This is a genomic window from Dyadobacter sp. CY312, assembly GCF_021390535.1.
Classification (GTDB): Bacteria; Bacteroidota; Bacteroidia; order Cytophagales; family Spirosomataceae; genus Dyadobacter.
In genome coordinates this window covers 158046-174404 of the sequence record NZ_JAJUXG010000001.1, presented here as the reverse complement: position 1 = coordinate 174404, position 16359 = coordinate 158046, and the positions used below count along the sequence as shown (strand labels likewise).

General features: G+C 43.0%; 14 protein-coding genes. 10 read left to right on the top strand and 4 right to left on the bottom strand.

What is annotated here, in order from left to right; genetic code table 11:
• The first annotated feature begins 93 nt into the window (after positions 1-93).
• Positions 94-2415: an RND family transporter gene (locus tag LZG71_RS00750; protein ID WP_233816122.1), complete on the top strand. Its 2322-nt coding sequence runs from the start codon at positions 94-96 to the stop codon at positions 2413-2415.
• Between the two features lie 42 nt (positions 2416-2457).
• Entirely contained in the window at positions 2458-3834 is a 1377-nt protein-coding gene (locus LZG71_RS00745; RefSeq protein WP_233816121.1) for a M28 family peptidase, read from the top strand.
• Positions 3835-3916: 82 nt separating this feature from the next.
• Here the strand turns inward: LZG71_RS00745 and LZG71_RS00740 are convergent, their stop codons facing one another.
• Positions 3917-4639 carry a peptidase gene (locus LZG71_RS00740; RefSeq protein WP_233816120.1) on the bottom strand — a complete coding sequence of 241 codons (723 nt, stop codon included), beginning with the start codon at positions 4637-4639 and terminating at the stop codon, positions 3917-3919.
• 330 nt (positions 4640-4969) lie between these two features.
• On the opposite strand from LZG71_RS00740, the gene LZG71_RS00735 reads away from it, so the two are divergent.
• Positions 4970-5440, top strand: coding sequence for a nuclear transport factor 2 family protein (locus tag LZG71_RS00735; RefSeq protein ID WP_233816119.1), 471 nt, complete (start codon positions 4970-4972; stop codon positions 5438-5440).
• 94 nt (positions 5441-5534) lie between these two features.
• Positions 5535-6236: an SGNH/GDSL hydrolase family protein gene (locus LZG71_RS00730; protein WP_233816118.1), complete on the top strand. Its 702-nt coding sequence runs from the start codon at positions 5535-5537 to the stop codon at positions 6234-6236.
• A 71-nt stretch (positions 6237-6307) separates the two neighbouring features.
• Here the strand turns inward: LZG71_RS00730 and LZG71_RS00725 are convergent, their stop codons facing one another.
• From LZG71_RS00725 to LZG71_RS00715, 3 genes are all read right to left on the bottom strand, one after another.
• Positions 6308-6631 (bottom strand): 2Fe-2S iron-sulfur cluster-binding protein, encoded by a 324-nt coding sequence (locus LZG71_RS00725; RefSeq protein ID WP_233816117.1) that lies wholly within the window; start codon positions 6629-6631, stop codon positions 6308-6310.
• 2 nt (positions 6632-6633) lie between these two features.
• Entirely contained in the window at positions 6634-7638 is a 1005-nt protein-coding gene (locus LZG71_RS00720; RefSeq protein WP_233816116.1) for an NAD(P)/FAD-dependent oxidoreductase, read from the bottom strand.
• 158 nt (positions 7639-7796) lie between these two features.
• Positions 7797-8699, bottom strand: coding sequence for a diacylglycerol kinase family protein (locus LZG71_RS00715; RefSeq protein ID WP_233816115.1), 903 nt, complete (start codon positions 8697-8699; stop codon positions 7797-7799).
• A gap of 87 nt (positions 8700-8786) precedes the next feature.
• On the opposite strand from LZG71_RS00715, the gene surE reads away from it, so the two are divergent.
• The 6 genes from surE to LZG71_RS00685 all read left to right on the top strand — a co-directional run bounded on the left by surE (position 8787) and on the right by LZG71_RS00685 (position 16313).
• Positions 8787-9524, top strand: a complete 738-nt coding sequence (gene surE, locus LZG71_RS00710) for a 5'/3'-nucleotidase SurE (RefSeq protein ID WP_233816114.1) — start codon at positions 8787-8789, stop codon at positions 9522-9524.
• A gap of 193 nt (positions 9525-9717) precedes the next feature.
• The gene (locus tag LZG71_RS00705) at positions 9718-11016 is read left to right on the top strand and encodes an MFS transporter (protein ID WP_233816112.1); all 1299 of its coding nucleotides are present in this window, start codon (positions 9718-9720) and stop codon (positions 11014-11016) included.
• Positions 11017-11088: 72 nt separating this feature from the next.
• Positions 11089-13407: a c-type cytochrome gene (locus tag LZG71_RS00700; RefSeq protein WP_233816111.1), complete on the top strand. Its 2319-nt coding sequence runs from the start codon at positions 11089-11091 to the stop codon at positions 13405-13407.
• Positions 13408-13511: 104 nt separating this feature from the next.
• Complete coding sequence (locus LZG71_RS00695; RefSeq protein WP_233816110.1) at positions 13512-14069, top strand: TetR/AcrR family transcriptional regulator; 558 nt, start codon at positions 13512-13514, stop codon at positions 14067-14069.
• A 59-nt stretch (positions 14070-14128) separates the two neighbouring features.
• Positions 14129-15031, top strand: a complete 903-nt coding sequence (locus LZG71_RS00690) for an NAD(P)/FAD-dependent oxidoreductase (protein ID WP_233816109.1) — start codon at positions 14129-14131, stop codon at positions 15029-15031.
• A 115-nt stretch (positions 15032-15146) separates the two neighbouring features.
• Positions 15147-16313 (top strand): class I SAM-dependent RNA methyltransferase, encoded by a 1167-nt coding sequence (locus tag LZG71_RS00685; RefSeq protein WP_233816108.1) that lies wholly within the window; start codon positions 15147-15149, stop codon positions 16311-16313.
• Positions 16314-16359: the final 46 nt, after the last annotated feature.

Here is a 16359-nt window from a genome sequence, read left to right as displayed (position 1 = left end):
CTTTCTGGCAATGCGTATAATTGAATCCCGGATAGCTCAATATATTTCGGCAGTTTATATCTTTGCCACCTTTGCCAAACAACCAAAAAATATATGTGGAATAAAATAGCGACCTACATCATTCGATACAGGATTATGTGGGTTGTATTAGTACTGGTATCTACCATCTTCATGGCCTATGAAGCCAGTAAAATTGAATTATCTTATCAGTTTGCCCGCATATTGCCGTCGAATGATCCCGTAGAAAAGGAGTATCAGGATTTCAGAAAGTTGTTTGGTGAAGATGGAAGTGTCATGGTGATCGGCTGGCAGGATCCACAGCTATTCGAGGTGAACAAGTTTAGCGACTGGTGTAAACTTAGCCAGCGTATACGCGAAACGGACGGAATAAAGAGTGTGTTGTCGCTTGCCAATGTACAACGTGCCATCCGTAATGACAGTCTTCGCCAGTTTGATTTTGAGCCTGTTATCAGGCAAATTCCTACCACACAAACAGAAGTTGACAGCTTAAAAAAGGAGATCCTTAACCTTCCCATTTATGAAGGATTGGTGCTGAATTCCAAATCCAATGCTACGCTTATTGTTATTACCTTCAACGACAAAGAGTTAAATTCAAAGCGCAGACTGACCATTGTAAGTGATATTGAAGCGATTGCAGAAGAGTTCGCTACCAAATACTCCACTGATCTTCACTATTCCGGGATGCCATATATCCGAACCGTGAATATGAAGAAGATTTCTGGCGAAATGCAGCTGTTCATGGGTCTTGCCGTTTTTGTAACGCTTTTTATTCTCTGGGCATTTTTCCGTTCTTTCCGCCTTACGCTGTTATCGATTATAGTGGTGCTAATCGGTGTGGTTTTTTCTGTCGGCACGCTGCATCTGTTCGGATATAAAATTACAGCACTTACCGGTTTGATCCCGCCCCTTCTCATTGTAATAGGTGTACCAAACTGCGTTTTCCTGATCAACAAATATCAGTCCGAGCTACGTGACAATAAAAGTAAGGATGATGCGATTAGCGAAATGATCCATCAGATCGGACTTTCCACATTTCTTGCAAATACCACAACCGCCATTGGTTTTGGCGTGTTTTATTTTACCAACAGCAGCTTGCTTGTAGAATTTGGGGTCGTGGCGGCCATAAGCGTGATGGTAACTTATGTGCTTTGTTTGCTTCTGCTACCTATTACGCTTCATTATATGAACGTGCCCAAGGCAAGGCATATGAAACACCTTGATGGAAAATGGGCATCCGGATTTTTGTCTGCAGTAAACAAACTTGTTCATTACCGCAGAAAAGAGATTTACATCGCCATGGTTGTGATGATTATTGTCTCTGCCTACGGAATGACAAAAATTGAAACCATTGGTTACGTGGTTGATGACCTGCCTAAAAAGGATGTGGTATACACAGACCTTCGTTTCTTCGAAAAGAACTTTAATGGTGTACTTCCGTTTGAAGTAATGATTGATACAAGACAGAAAAACGGGGTATTTGGCGAGCAGGCGCAGGTTTTGTACAAAATTAAGTCGCTGCAAAACATGATGGAAAGTTATCCTGAATTTTCAAAACCGGTATCGGTTGTGCAGGCTTCCCGATTTTTATACCAGGCTTACCGTGGCGGCGATGCAAAATACTTTGTTTTACCCGGGGCGCTGGAATTGGCCAAACTAACAGGTTACGTTGAAGGCAAACAGGGCGCTGCCAAACAGGTAAATTCGTTTCTTAATGACGATAAAAGTGTGACAAGAGTAAGCTTCCAGATGGCCGATGTGGGCTCAGAAAGGATAAAAGAGCTTATGAATGAGATTCGCCCGAAGGTTGATTCCATCTTCAGCCCAAAGCAATATAAGGTAAGCCTTACGGGGCATAGCCTTGTTTTCCTGAAAAGCAACGATTACCTGCTTAGCAATTTATATGAAAGTCTGCTGATTGCCATCGTATTGATCGCCATCGTGGGAATGGTACTTTTCCGCTCTATTCCCATTATTCTTTTATCAAAACTACCCTGCCTCATTCCTTTGGCACTTACTGCCGGTATAATGGGTTACTTCGGCATCTACTTTAAGCCCACTACGATACTTATATTCAGCATCACTTTTGGCATTGCTTCTGATGGTACTGTGTATTTTCTCACGCGATACCGCCAGGAATTGTACGAAAAAGGATTGAGTCCTTCCCAGGCGGTAACCAACTCCATATTTGGAACCGGATTGAGTATGATATACACCGCTGTGATCCTTTTTTGCGGGTTTATCATCTTTGCAGCATCCAGTTTTGGTGGTACAGCAGCAATGGGTGTTATGGTTTCTATCACTTTGTTGGTAGCAATGTGTACCAATCTTATTTTGTTGCCGGCGTTGCTATTATCCATTGCCAAAAGGCAGGGAAAAGATGTGAAACCTTCTTAAATTGGAACATCTTACTCCGATTTAAAACCCGTTTCTATACCAATGAAAAAAACAATTTTAGTAGTCCTGTTATTAGCTCCGCTGTTTGCAACAGCACAATCAGACTACAAGGAAGATTCCATCTTCATCCGTAAAATATTTAATACAGCACTCACAGATGGTAAAAGCTATGAAATGCTTCGCCATCTGACATTGAATGTTGGTCCAAGATTAAGTGGTTCCGCAGGAGCAGCCAAGGCGGTAGAGTACACGAGAGATGTGATGAAAGATGAAAAATTCGATCATGTGTTTCTTCAAAATGTGATGGTACCACATTGGGTCCGTGGAGCGAAAGAACAGGCTGCTATCGTGAATGGAAAGCAAAAAGTAAGTGTGCCGCTGGTTGCCTTGGGTGGCTCAATTGCTACTCCTAAAACGGGAATTACAGCCGGGGTTATAGAAGTAAAGACTTTTCAGGAATTACGCGATCTTGGTACTGAAAAAGTGAAAGGCAGAATTGTGTTTTTCAACAGACCAATGGATACTACCAAACTGAACACATTTGACGCTTATGGCGGTGCAGTGGATCAGCGTGGAGCCGGAGCCAGCGAAGCCGCAAAATTGGGTGCAATTGGCTGTATTGTGAGATCGGTAACAACCCGGCTGGATGATGTACCACATACAGGAAGTATGCGTTATGCAAGCGGTGCTCCCATGATTCCCGCAGCGGCGATCTCAACCAATGCGGCTGAATTGCTCAGCAAAACTTTGAAATCCAATCCGGAAACTCAGTTTTTTTTCAAACAAAATTGTGAAACCTTTCCCGATGCTCCTTCCCATAATGTGATTGGAGAATTAAAAGGATCCAAAAATCCGGCTGAATTCATGGTCGTAGGCGGTCACCTTGACTCATGGGACATTGCGCAGGGGGCTCATGACGACGGAGCGGGCTGTGTCCAGTCCATTGAAGCGGTCCGATTGCTCAAAGTTTTGGGATATAAGCCCAACAATACTTTACGTGCCGTGATGTATATGAACGAGGAAAACGGGCTAAAAGGCGGTATTGCTTATGCAGATTCTGCAAAGTCAAAAAGTGAGAAGCACGTAGCCGCAATTGAATCTGACAGAGGAGGATTTACACCACTTGGTTTTGGAATAGTAGGCACAGCTGCACAAAAAGCCAAAATCATCGGCTGGCAAAAGCTCTTTAAACCTTACGGTTTGCACGAGATAGGTGTAGGCGGCGGTGGCGCCGATATTGGTCCGCTTGGTCAGCAGGGAACTGTTTTGTTAGGTTTAATTCCTGATTCCCAGCGTTATTTCGATTATCACCACGCAGCCAATGATACATTCGATAAAGTGAGCCGTCGGGAATTGGAACTTGGCGCGGCTTCTATGGCTGCGATGCTATACCTGCTCGATAAATACGGAGTGAATTAATATGCAGCATTTAATTGTTAAAAAAGCCCGGTTCGTAGTATAATTACAAGCCGGGCTTTTTGACACTATTTCAGTTTACTGATCATTGCATTTTATCAAATGACTGATCCATCCATTCCTCCGGAATGCTATCAAGAGCCTCTTTCAGCTTATCAGCCCACATTTCAGAGACTTTTTCCAAGTCCTTTTTTTCGTATCTATGTTCGATAATCTGAAAACTGTCCTTTTTATACAGCACCACATCAATCGGAAACTCTACATCGTTGTTACTGACGCGTGTTGAGTCGAAAGATAAGAAACCCGCTTTCAGCGCCTGCTTCATTGTGGAATCTTCATTGAGAACACGGTTTAGAATTGCCTTTCCTTGTCCTGAATTACCAATAATAACATATGGCGAACCTTCATCGAGTTCCACCCAGTTTCCTTCGGAATACAACAGGAACAACTTGTGTTCGGGGTCATCTTTCAGCTGACCACCTACGATGGTATTCAGGTTGAACTTCAATCCTGCTCTCTCCAATGACTGCCGGTCTTCTTCGGCAACCTTCTTTATTTGTTCACCAAAGGCGTTTACGGCCTTATAAAGTTTGTTGTAGACAACTCCTTCGCTAAGCAATTCTTCAAAATAATGTACCGCTTTGTCTCTAACCGACCGCAATCCGCTTGTCATGATAAACAGCGAGTACCCGTCCTTTTGGGTAATGTACATTTTCTTTTTAGTGGTGGTATTGGTTCCTGCGGTAATGCGTGTATCAGCAATTGCAACCAAACCTTCTTTTACTTTTATTCCAAGGCAATAAGTCATTTTTTCTCTTTTACAATTGATTCAGAAAACTTTTAAAAGTGTGAATTGTGCTCTGAATGATTCGTTTGAATAAGCCCAAAATTACCAAAATGACATCGTTAGCACGAGGTTTTAACGATATACTTTTCTTTTTTTAATTTAAAGTTAATTCCCATTGTTGGCTAAGTGTCTATTATTCAAGTCATTTTAAGTTATTCTAAAAATACTTTTGACCTTATCCATTTATCTCAGCGAGCACTTTAATAGTACATTATTTTTCCGATTCCTCTGCCTACATTTGCCAGCAAACAGAATTTCTCATTTCCTCAGCCAGTGTTAAAAACTTACATTATGACAACCAACGAACAGCTTATACATCAGTTTTACTCCGCCTTTCAAAACAAAGACTTCGCTACCATGCAGGCTTGTTATGCCGACGATGCGACCTTCACCGATGCGGCTTTTGTAGACCTGAATGCAGATCAGGTGCGTGCTATGTGGGAAATGTTATGCAAAAATGGAAAAGACCTGAAACTGACTTTTGGTAAAATTCAGTCTCACCAAGATATCGTTAATGCCGAATGGACGGCGGTTTATTTGTTTTCGAAAACCGGGAAAATGGTTACTAACAATGTTATGGCGGAATTTGTGATAAAGAATGGGCTGATCGTAAGCCATAGAGATAAATTCGATTTCTATACCTGGGCGAAGCAGGCTTTTGGATTTACCGGATTACTCATCGGATGGACCAGCTTTTTCCAAAATAAGGTTCAAACTACAGCGAAGGCCAGCCTGGAAAAGTTTATGAATAGAAATGCTTAATTAGACAAAATTGCTTCTGCTTTCAATTCTCTATTGATCTGAAGGAAGTAAAATTTGGTATATAGAGTATCAGATAATCTAAAATCTGCATTCTATGAAACCAATAACAATCGCTTTTGCACTTCTTTTATTTATTGGCTGCACTTCCTCAAACGAGGAGATGCAGAACACTCCCGAGCCTGGGCCAATTTCCGAAGTAGGACTCTCCTATCTTGCTTTGGGCGATTCATACACCATTGGTCAAAATGTAACTGTAGACGAACGCTGGCCGGTAATTTTGGCAAAAGAGTTGGGCAACAATGGCAGACAGGTGCAGTCACCTGAAATCATCGCTGTAACCAGCTGGACAACTGCAAATTTGCTTAATGCGCTGGATTCAAAAAATATTACCAAAAAATACGATCTGGTATCCCTGCTTATTGGTGTCAACAACCAATATCAAGGCAGAAGTCTTGAAGAGTATCGCCGGGAATTCCGCCAACTGCTCGTAAAAAGTATTGGTTACGCCAAGGGCGGAAGCAGCAAGGTATTTGTGCTCTCCACACCCGACTGGGGAGTGACACCCTATGGTTCTGGTACAGATACCGATCACATAGCACGAGAAATTGATCAGTTCAATGCTGTTGCCAAAGAGGAATGCGAAAAGCTAAGTATCAGTTTTGTCAATATCACACCAACGTCACGTCTTGCCTTGAACGATGCAACAATGGTAGCAAGCGATGGCCTTCATTTTTCCGGGAAAATGCACCAACTGTGGGTGAATGAAGCATTTACGATTGTAAAGCAAAAGATTTGAGGATAATAAAAAACCTTCAACCCAAAACGGGATGAAGGTTTAAATACTATTATTCCAAAATTCTATACTCTTTAAGCTTCCTGTAACGCCCGTAGTCTGAGCGACAGTCCGTTCATATTTTCAGCTGGCCGGATCTGACACGCAAGCCTGCTGTTTTCATCAGCATCTGGCAAGGTATCAAGCGTGTCCAGTTCATTGTCATTACATGGATTTAGATTTTCTGCTCCTTGCAGAACCTCAATGTGACAAGTTGCACAAAGTCCCATTCCCCCACAGGTGGCCATGATATCATACTCATAAGCCTTTAAAACTTCCATCAGATTCAGCCCGATGTCGGTAGGAACCTCCAATGTTTGACGTTCTCCCTCAGCATTTTCAACGGTTACATTTATCATGGCTAAAATGCGTTTATACCATTCACGGTGGTGTATTTAAAACTTAGCTTCTGTTCAGGATATACGAATTTGAATGCACTTTGCATCATAATTGCCGCTTCGTGGAATCCGCAAAGGATCAATTTCAGTTTTCCCGGATAGGTATTTATATCACCGATTGCATATATACGCTCAACGTTGGTAGAATAATCGAGTGTAACAACGGTAACGGCTGCTTTGTCTATTCCCAGGTTCCAGTCGGCAATAGGTCCCAGTTTCGGACTCAACCCAAACAGTGGAATAAAACTGTCTGTTTCGATTGTGGTTAGTTGCTTTTTGTTATCCAGAATGGAGATTTCTTTCAGAACACCATTTCCTCCCAGGCTACTTACCTGAGATTGGAGAATAAGATCTATTTTGCCTGCCTCAGCAAGTTCAAATACTTTAGAAGCCGAGTCAGGAGCGCCTCTGAAAGTCTCACCTCGATGCACAAGTGTTACCCTTGAAGCAACATCTGCAAGGAATATGGTCCAGTCCAGAGCTGAGTCACCTCCACCGGCAAGTACGATTTTCTTGTCCCGGAACTGCTCGGGTCTTTTCACCATGTAGTGCACACCTTTTCCTTCAAAATGTTCAAGGCGTTCTACAGCCGGTTTACGCGGTTCAAAACTTCCTAAGCCAGCAGCAATAACAACTACCTTACAATGAACTTCGGTGCCTTCGTTTGTACCAACGATGTATGAACCGTCGTCTTGTTTGGTGAGTGCCTCAACACGTTCGCCTAATGTGAAACCAGGCTTGAATTCCTCAATCTGAATCAACAGGTTTTTTACCAGGTCTTCGGCAATGATTCCGGGAGCTCCGGGAATATCATATATTGGTTTTTGCGGGTAAATTTCCGAAAGCTGACCTCCAACAACAGGAAGTGCATCAATCAGATGGCAACGCATTTTTAATAATCCAGCTTCAAATACAGCGAAAAGCCCAACCGGCCCCGCTCCTATAATACATATGTCAGTGGTGATCATGATAACTTTTTAGAATGTTGGAAAAGAAAGAAATTCAAAGTCATTGTTAGCGAATACTGAATTTCCATGTAGCAAAAGTATACTGCCAGGCTTTACCAGGACAATCACATTTTGTTATAAACTATAACCAAAAGTTATCAATCTAAGATTTTCGATAGTCAGTCGCCGGCCACCATAAATTCCAGCATACCCGGTAGTATTTCAACGGAAACCCGTATCGGACTTTCGGGCTTCAATCTTTCGTCATCCACATGTAAGTCTTTTCCCTCCCATTCTATCTCCAATTTCTTCGCCCTGATTGTTGTGAAGCTAAAAGTCTCCTGCCCTTCATTCAACTGGTTTAAAAGAAAAAGACCAAACTTTTGCTGATCTTCCTCAGATATTAAAACCACATCAAACTCTCCATCGCCCGGATCGCCGTTGGGAGCCAGTTCCAGCCTTGGACCGATAGATCGTGTATTCATTACCTCAACCATTATGTACCTACCCGAATATTCTGCGCCATCCGCAACGATCTTACACTTCTGGGGCTTATAATTGAGCACGATATCATATAGGACAGCCTGAGCTACTTTGAGTTTTTGATCAACATCATCACCAATATCGTCGTCCATTTTTTCCATTACTTTTATTAGTCTTGGAAAAATACCTAGTCCAAATGCTTCCAGAAAGAAAGTTTGGTCTTTTAATCCACCCACTTTACCAATATCAAATCTTTTTAGCGTAGCTGTTTGCCAGGACTTTACGATGTCTTTTACTTTGCCATCTATCTTTAACGTTCCTGCAATGTTGTTGGCGGTTCCATGCGGTAATATCGCAATTGGATATTGTTTCTCAATTCTTTCCCGCTTCATCAGCACTTTTGCTACTCTTCTCACAGTTCCGTCTCCGCCAGCAATAATCAAAAAGTCCGTGTCGTTCGAAAACTTATCCCAATCATCTTTTTTCACCGAAGCATAAGAGACGTCAAAACCTTGTTTCTTAATCGTATCCAACAGTTCAGTTTTTGTGAAATCGTTTTCTCCCGCGGTTGGGTTGTGTAAAAGGGTGGCTTTTTTCATAGGAATGTCTGATGATTATTTATTCAGGAGCTATAAAAAACATACCAGGCATAATTTTATTGCTGTATCGGAAAAAATGAAAAGCTTATGAAAATCCTGGTAACAAACGATGATGGAATCTACAGCCCGGGTCTAGCAGCCCTGGCTAAAATTGCCAGCAGGTTCGGTGAGGTAAAGATAGTGGCACCCGATGTTGAGCAATCATCTATGGGTCATGCAATAACAGCCTCACGCCCATTATCTTATAAGAAATCGCCAATTGTATTTGAAGGGATAGACGCGTATAAGGTCAATGGTACGCCGGCAGACTGTGTAGCGCTGGGACAACATTTGTGGGACAAACCTGATGTAGTTCTTTCCGGTATCAACATGGGACCCAATCTGGGGAATGCCATGTGGCACTCAGGAACCCTTGCAGCTGCCAAACAAGCGGTTCTCTTTGGAATGAAAGGAATCGCACTCAGTACACCAGCTGGTGATATTGAGCCCGACTTCGAGCTCTTGGATCCTTTCGTTGAAAAGGCATTAGCACTTCTTTTTAAAAATCCCCATCTCAATCTGGTAAACGTAAATTTCCCAACAAAGCCAACAGGTGTGCGGTGGACCCGTCAGTCTGTGAGGCTGTACGACAACCGAATTGAACCCGGACTGGATCCGATGGGAAGAAAACATTATTGGTTTATCAATATCCCGCTGGAACCCGCCGAAGAAGGCACAGATCGTTGGGCAGTAGAAAATGGCTTTGTTTCCATTACCCCGCTACGACTGGATCTTACCAATGAGGCAGAGCTGGTTAAGGCGCAACTGGCCTACCCGATCGTTTAAAGATCGGTCTGGTTTTGTAAATTATAAGTGACATTAATCCTGTCGTTCCTATCACATGAGGCACGGCGGGATTTTTCTTTGTCAAAACTTGGGTGATTACATTAAGGGGTAGAATGGCTTAATTGCAGTCTTATCCCCAAAGAATGATTTTGAAACCTATCCCCTTAAACGAAAGAAGTCACCTAGTTTCATTATGAAAGATCCTAAAACAGGTAATTATCGTTGGGTCGTCTGCGCCTTACTTTTCTTCGCAACAACGATCAATTACGTTGACAGACAAATCCTTGGCTATTTAAAACCCACTCTCGAAGTAGAATTTAACTGGACAGAAACAGACTACGCCAATATTGTAATGGTATTTGCAGCATGTTATGCCTTCGGTTATGTCATTTTTGGAAATTTTATTGATCGTATCGGTTCAAAGCTTGGTTATACCATTTCCATCGTTGTCTGGAGTATTGCTGCCATTGCACATGCGTTTGTAAGAAGCACTTTGGGATTTGGTGCGGTTCGCGCGTTACTTGGTTTGGCTGAGGCAGGTAATTTTCCCGCGGCAGTAAAAGCAACGGCAGAATGGTTTCCTAAAAAAGAGCGCGCGCTGGCAACCGGTATTTTCAATTCCGGAACGAGTATCGGCGCCGTAGCGGCTCCAATTTTGGTTCCGTGGTTGCTTGGGGCGTACGGATGGCAGGAAGCCTTTATCATCACCGGTGCGCTGGGATTTATATGGCTTGTTTTTTGGATCATTTTGTATGAAATACCTTCGCGAAGCAAAAGAGTAAAAAAGGAAGAATTTGAATACATCCACAGCGATAATGAAGAAGCTGTTTCCGGAAATGAAGCGAAAATTAAATGGTCCAAGCTTTTGGGTTTGAAACAGACCTGGGTTTTCATTGTTGGTAAATTATTGACAGATCCTATCTGGTGGTTCTTCCTGTTCTGGCTGCCTGCTTACTTCGCAACAACGTTCTCTCTGGATCTGAAAAAACCAAGTTTACAGCTGGTCGTAGTCTACACTGCCACCACATTTGGAAGTATTGGCGGAGGCTGGTTGTCATCTTATCTGATCAAAAAGGGCTGGGCTCCCCTTCGTGCACGTAAAACAACATTATTGATCGTAGCATTCGCAGTGTTACCGATTATTCTGGCAAAATTCGCAACAGATATCTGGGTAGCCGTTGGTATTATAAGTATTGCAGCTGCTGCGCACCAGGCCTGGAGTTCAAATATTTTTACGATTGTTTCAGACATGTTCCCCAAGCGCGCCGTGAGTTCGGTTGTGGGTATAGGTGGTATGGCGGGTTCACTCGGATCTACCTTCTTCCCGCTGCTTGTAGGTGCCTTGCTTGATTATTACAAAGGACTTGGCAACATTGGTGCAGGTTATAACATCCTGTTTATCATTTGCGGCCTTGCCTATATGCTAGCCTGGATTATCATTCATTTTTTAACCAAAAGCATGAAGCCGGTTGAAGAAGCACTGGTTGAATAACATTTTGAGACTTACACCGTTCAAAATCTGCAATCCACCATATACTGAATCGCCTGAAAGATTATTCATACAATGAAAAAGTTACAATATCCTTTTGTCATCCTGGCCATTTCGTCTTTGCTCTTTTATTGCAAAACGAATAAGCAGGTACAGAGCTCTCAAAACACAACTACTTCTTCGGCTACAACTGCGCAGGAAGAAGTAATTGATTTCAGCAAATCACCATTTGTTTCTCCGGAAGCTTCATTAGGTAAAATGAAGGTGGAAGAAGGTTTCGAAGTTAAGTTGGTAGCTGCGGAGCCGCTGATCAGTACACCTGTGGCGATGTTATTTGACGACAAGGCTCGCATGTGGGTGGTTGAAATGATGGGTTACATGCCAGACACAACCGGTGCCGGCGAAGATATTCCCAATGGGAAAATTGTAATTCTGGAAGATAAAAACAAAGATGGCGTTTACGACACCAGAAAAGTTTTTCTGGACTCGCTTATTTTGCCAAGGGCCATTTGCCTGATCGACGGCGGTATACTCGTTGCAGAGCCAACAAATTTGTGGTTTTATCAAATCAACAATGATAAACCTGTTAACAAGGAGTTGGTAGATGACAAATATGCAGTAGGCGGGAATGTAGAACACCAGCCAAACGGTTTGCTTCGCGCTTTGGATAACTGGATATACAATTCTAAGTCAGACAAACGTTACCGCAAGATTGATGGAAAATGGGTGGTAGAACACACGCATTTCAGGGGCCAGTGGGGCATTACGCAGGACAACTACGGCAGACTTTATTACAACAACAACTCGCAGAATTTACTTGGTGATTATTTTTCACCGGGTTTTGGGGCGATGAACAAGAATCAGCGTGGTGTTGCCGGTTACAACGAAAAATCCGTTGCCAATAACAAAGTGTATCCGATACGACCGACACCGGGCGTGAATCGCGGATATATGAAAAATGTTCTCAATGATAGTTTGAAGCTCAATGAATTTACCGCAGCGGCAGGTCCGGTGATTTACCGCGGCGACCTGTTCGGTAAAGAATTTGAATGGAATGCTTTCACACCTGAACCTTCTGCCAACCTGATCAAAAGGAACATTCTGAATGAAAACGGCTATGTAACAAAAGGTGAACAGGCGTACAAAGGCAAAGAATTCCTCGCCAGTACCGACGAACGTTTTCGTCCTGTGAATTTGTACAATGCGCCCGATGGCTCTATGTTTGTGCTTGATATGTATCGCGGGATCATCCAGCATAAAACGTATTTGACTCCTTATCTGGCCGGTCAGATCGGAAAGCGAGGATTGACGCAGCCCCTTGCCAGCGGAAGAATCTATAAAATTGTTCCTAAAAACAAAAAGACAGAAATGGTCACACTGTCAGACAACCCGGAGCAACTCGTTAAATTGTTGAGCCATTCCAATGGCTGGGTTCGTGACAAAGCACAGCAGAAACTAATCGATACAAAATCGACACAGATAATTCCGTCACTTCGCTCAGCGGTTCAGCAAAAAGAGAACACGCTGTTTGCACTTCACGCCTTATGGACACTGGAAGGACTTGGAGCTCTGCAAACTGATGAAGTTTTGGGCTTACTTAATCAACCAGCCTGGCCTTTGAGAATGGAAGCGCTTACCGCCATTCCCTCGGTTATTTCACAAGATAATTATCAAAAATTTTCTACTGCATTTGATCAGCTATTGAGTAAAAAGGATACACTTGCTGCACCATATGTTGCTTATCTCGCTCCCTGGATAAAGAAATATGATCAGAAAGCGGCTACAAGTTTGCTGACCCGGATTGCGGTTACCTATCCTCAGAACAGGTATGTAGCCGATGCAGTTATCAGTAATTTGCAGGACGATGAAGAAGTATTTCAGAAGGAGCTGACCGCTTCTTTAAAAGGAGCAGATTTCACAGTGAGCAAACAATTACAAAAGGCCATTGCTAATGCCAAAAGCGCTGCTGCAAACCGGAATCCTGAAATCCTTAAAAAGCAATTCCCGAAGGGAGAAGCCTTGTTTACCTCCATCTGCCAAACATGCCATGGAATAGACGGTAATGGTGTTAAATCGCTGGGGCCGCCTCTTAACCAATCGGAATGGGTTACAGGCAACCGTGAGAAACTCATTTCCATTGTTTTGTTCGGACTGACCGGACCTGTAAAAGTGAATGGTCACGTTTATGAAGCACCGGAAATAAGTGGCGACATGCCCGGCATTGGTTATGACAAAGAGATGCCTAGCGAGGATATTGCACAGTTATTGAGTTATATACGAAAATCTTGGAGGAACAACGCCGATAATGTGGGCACCGAAGAGGTTGTAAAAATGAGACAAAAACTTAGCGGACGCCAGAAAGCATTTACTGAAGCCGAGCTAAATGGGATTTGATAATCTAAATTAGTTATGGCTCAAAAACGCAGGATTTTCGGTTCTGCGTTTTTTTATTGATCTTTTATGTCTCAGATTTGAGACATGTTTCTTATATTTGCCAAATGATCCAGGATACACAGCAAGCGATTATAGAAGCAGCCATCACGGTTTTTAACGAAGACCTTTCAGCTCCGCTGGAAAAGGTTGCTGAAAAAGCAGGCACAACCCGCAGGACTTTGCACAGATATTTTAAAGACAGAAAGGAATTGATGGCAAGTTGCGAAGCAGAAATGCAAAAAGCCTGCAAAATTGCCAACATAACAGCCTACAACGCCAGTGATGATCCATTGAAACGATTGGAAAATATGTTTTACGCCGGACTAAGCTGCGGTACAAAAAGTGCTTTTTTGAGTAAAATACACAACCGGCAAGACCATAAGCATAACCACAAAGACAAAAACTGTTCGGAGTACGACAATACGGTGTCGCTATGGAAAGGTCATCTTATCTTTTTACAGGAAAATGGATTCATCAGTAAACAACTGACCATTTGCTGGATCAATGCCTTTTTTACCAGCGTTGTCTCAGCGTCCATCAGCTCGCCAATGGCTGCTTCAACGGATGTAGAAACAACCAGAAAATTCGCATGGTATTCTTTTAGCAAAGGTATCGGACTTTAAAAAAATTTACCCATTAATGTCTCAGATTTGAGACATATTATTAATCTAAAATCATAAAAATGGAAAACTCAGATTACGACGTTGTGATTGTTGGAGGAAGTTATGCCGGTTTATCGGCAGGTATGGCGCTTGGTCGGGCGCTACGAAAAGTTCTCATCATCGACAATGGGAAGCCCTGCAACATTCAAACACCACATTCGCACAATTTCCTCACTCAGGATGGTGCTACGCCTGCTGCAATTGCTGAAATAGCCAGAGCCCAGGTTTCCGCATATCCTACTGTAGAAATGCTCACCGGTAGCGTGTTGTCAGTGGAAGGCTCAAATAATGACTTTGTAATTAATACGGATCTTAACAAGACATTCACCGCAAAAAAGGTGTTGTTTGCAACAGGTGTGAAGGATATCATGCCGGATATTCCCGGACTAGCCGCATGTTGGGGAATCACTGTGATTCACTGCCCGTACTGCCACGGATATGAAGTCAGGAATCAAAAAACCGGAATATTGACCAATGGAGAAGCTGCTCTGGATTTTGCGCAACTCATAAACAACTGGACCAAAGATCTAACCATTTTCACCAATGGTGAAGCCACATTTTCCGAGGAAACGAGAAACAAAATTGAAAATTTGGGTGTAACAATTAATGAAAAACTCATTTCGGAGATTGAACATGAAAATGGAAAATTACGGCAGATTGCTTTCCCGGATGGCACTACCACCGTTTTAAGCGCATTGTACGCACGCTTACCGTTTACACAACACACCGATATTCCGGAAAAGCTCGGTTGCGAAATGAACGAACATGGTTTAATTAAAACAGATGAGATGAAACGAACCAGTGTTTCCGGTATTTATGCGGCAGGAGATAACACAACCATGATGCGTGCTGTTTCTGGCGCAGTTGCCGCCGGTGGAATGGCCGGAGCGATGATAAACAGAGATATCATCGGTGGACTATGATCAGAAGTGAACAACAAACATTTTGGATAATACCTGAAACTTCAAAGGCAAACCAGTAAGTTTGCAGCTAGTTTAATCCATAATTTCAGCCTCCGTGGCTGTTCAACGCAGTTTCATGTCTTTATATAACACCATAGCACCGGTAACGATCACTTGTAACAAACGCCTGGCGCCTTATCTGGAACAGGAAGTTAAGGATCTTGGATTTGAAATTCAGGAAGCTTTTGTTACCGGCGTACGTGTGAAAGCAAGTATCAACGATTGCATAAGACTCAATCTCAATCTTTATTGTGCGAGTCAGGTTTTATATAGCTTGCAACAGTTTGAAGCAAGCAATGCGGATGATGTCTATAACCATCTTCTGAAAATAGATTGGGAGAATATCATTCCGGATCCCGGATATTTTTCGGTGACGAGCAACGTTCAGAATCCTACGATTAACAACAACATGTTTGCCAATGTGCGGGTTAAAGATGCGGTTGTGGACCGTTTACGTGAAAAGCGCGGCACTCGCCCGTCAACCGGCTCAGACCTTATCGGTACAGTCTTACACCTATTTTGGAAAAATGACTTTGCCGAAATTTTTATAGATACAGCTGGTGATTCATTGGCGCGCCATGGCTACCGGAAAATTCCGGGTCGTGCTCCGATGCTGGAAGCCCTTGCCTCTGCCACAATCCTGGCAAGTCGCTGGGATCGGAAGTCCCCTTTCATCAATCCGATGTGCGGCTCAGGTACGCTCGCCATAGAAGCCGCCCTGATTGCCAGCAACAGCCGACCCGGATTGTTCCGGGATAACTATGCGTTCATGCATTTGCAGGGTTACGACGAGGAAGTCTATTTCGCTGAGCAGGATAAGCTCGAAGAACAGATTATTGAAGTGCCAGAAGTGAAAATTATAGCGACAGATTACAGCGATCTGGCGATCATGAATGCCAAGAAAAACGCTGTTGCTGCAGGCGTGGTGAATATGATCGAATTTGACGTATGCGATTTTGCGGAAACAGAAGTACCACAGGGCGAAAAGGGTGTATTTTTTGTCAATCCCGAATATGGCGACAGACTTGGAGATGTGACTGAACTTGAAGAAACCTACGGCCGGATTGGTGATTTCATGAAACAGAAATGCGGTGGTTATTACGGATATGTTTTCACGGGAAATCTTGATCTTGCCAAAAAAATAGGGCTGAAAGCGAAAAGAAGGATCGAGTTTTACACAAGTACCATCGATTGCCGCTTATTGGAATACGAGCTTTATGAAGGAAGCAGAGCAGTGAAGTAATTGGCACGCTTTTGGATGTCTATGATTCATAACCAACGATTACTTG

Bases quoted from the DNA above. Each gene is read 5' to 3' on its own strand.
- LZG71_RS00750 (WP_233816122.1), top strand. From the start codon at position 94: ATGTGGAATAAAATAGCGACCTACATCATTCGATACAGGATTATGTGG.
- LZG71_RS00745 (WP_233816121.1), top strand. From the start codon at position 2,458: ATGAAAAAAACAATTTTAGTAGTCCTGTTATTAGCTCCGCTGTTTGCA.
- LZG71_RS00740 (WP_233816120.1), bottom strand. From the start codon at position 4,639: ATGACTTATTGCCTTGGAATAAAAGTAAAAGAAGGTTTGGTTGCAATT.
- LZG71_RS00735 (WP_233816119.1), top strand. From the start codon at position 4,970: ATGACAACCAACGAACAGCTTATACATCAGTTTTACTCCGCCTTTCAA.
- LZG71_RS00730 (WP_233816118.1), top strand. From the start codon at position 5,535: ATGAAACCAATAACAATCGCTTTTGCACTTCTTTTATTTATTGGCTGC.
- LZG71_RS00725 (WP_233816117.1), bottom strand. From the start codon at position 6,631: ATGATAAATGTAACCGTTGAAAATGCTGAGGGAGAACGTCAAACATTG.
- LZG71_RS00720 (WP_233816116.1), bottom strand. From the start codon at position 7,638: ATGATCACCACTGACATATGTATTATAGGAGCGGGGCCGGTTGGGCTT.
- LZG71_RS00715 (WP_233816115.1), bottom strand. From the start codon at position 8,699: ATGAAAAAAGCCACCCTTTTACACAACCCAACCGCGGGAGAAAACGAT.
- surE (WP_233816114.1), top strand. From the start codon at position 8,787: ATGAAAATCCTGGTAACAAACGATGATGGAATCTACAGCCCGGGTCTA.
- LZG71_RS00705 (WP_233816112.1), top strand. From the start codon at position 9,718: ATGAAAGATCCTAAAACAGGTAATTATCGTTGGGTCGTCTGCGCCTTA.
- LZG71_RS00700 (WP_233816111.1), top strand. From the start codon at position 11,089: ATGAAAAAGTTACAATATCCTTTTGTCATCCTGGCCATTTCGTCTTTG.
- LZG71_RS00695 (WP_233816110.1), top strand. From the start codon at position 13,512: ATGATCCAGGATACACAGCAAGCGATTATAGAAGCAGCCATCACGGTT.
- LZG71_RS00690 (WP_233816109.1), top strand. From the start codon at position 14,129: ATGGAAAACTCAGATTACGACGTTGTGATTGTTGGAGGAAGTTATGCC.
- LZG71_RS00685 (WP_233816108.1), top strand. From the start codon at position 15,147: ATGTCTTTATATAACACCATAGCACCGGTAACGATCACTTGTAACAAA.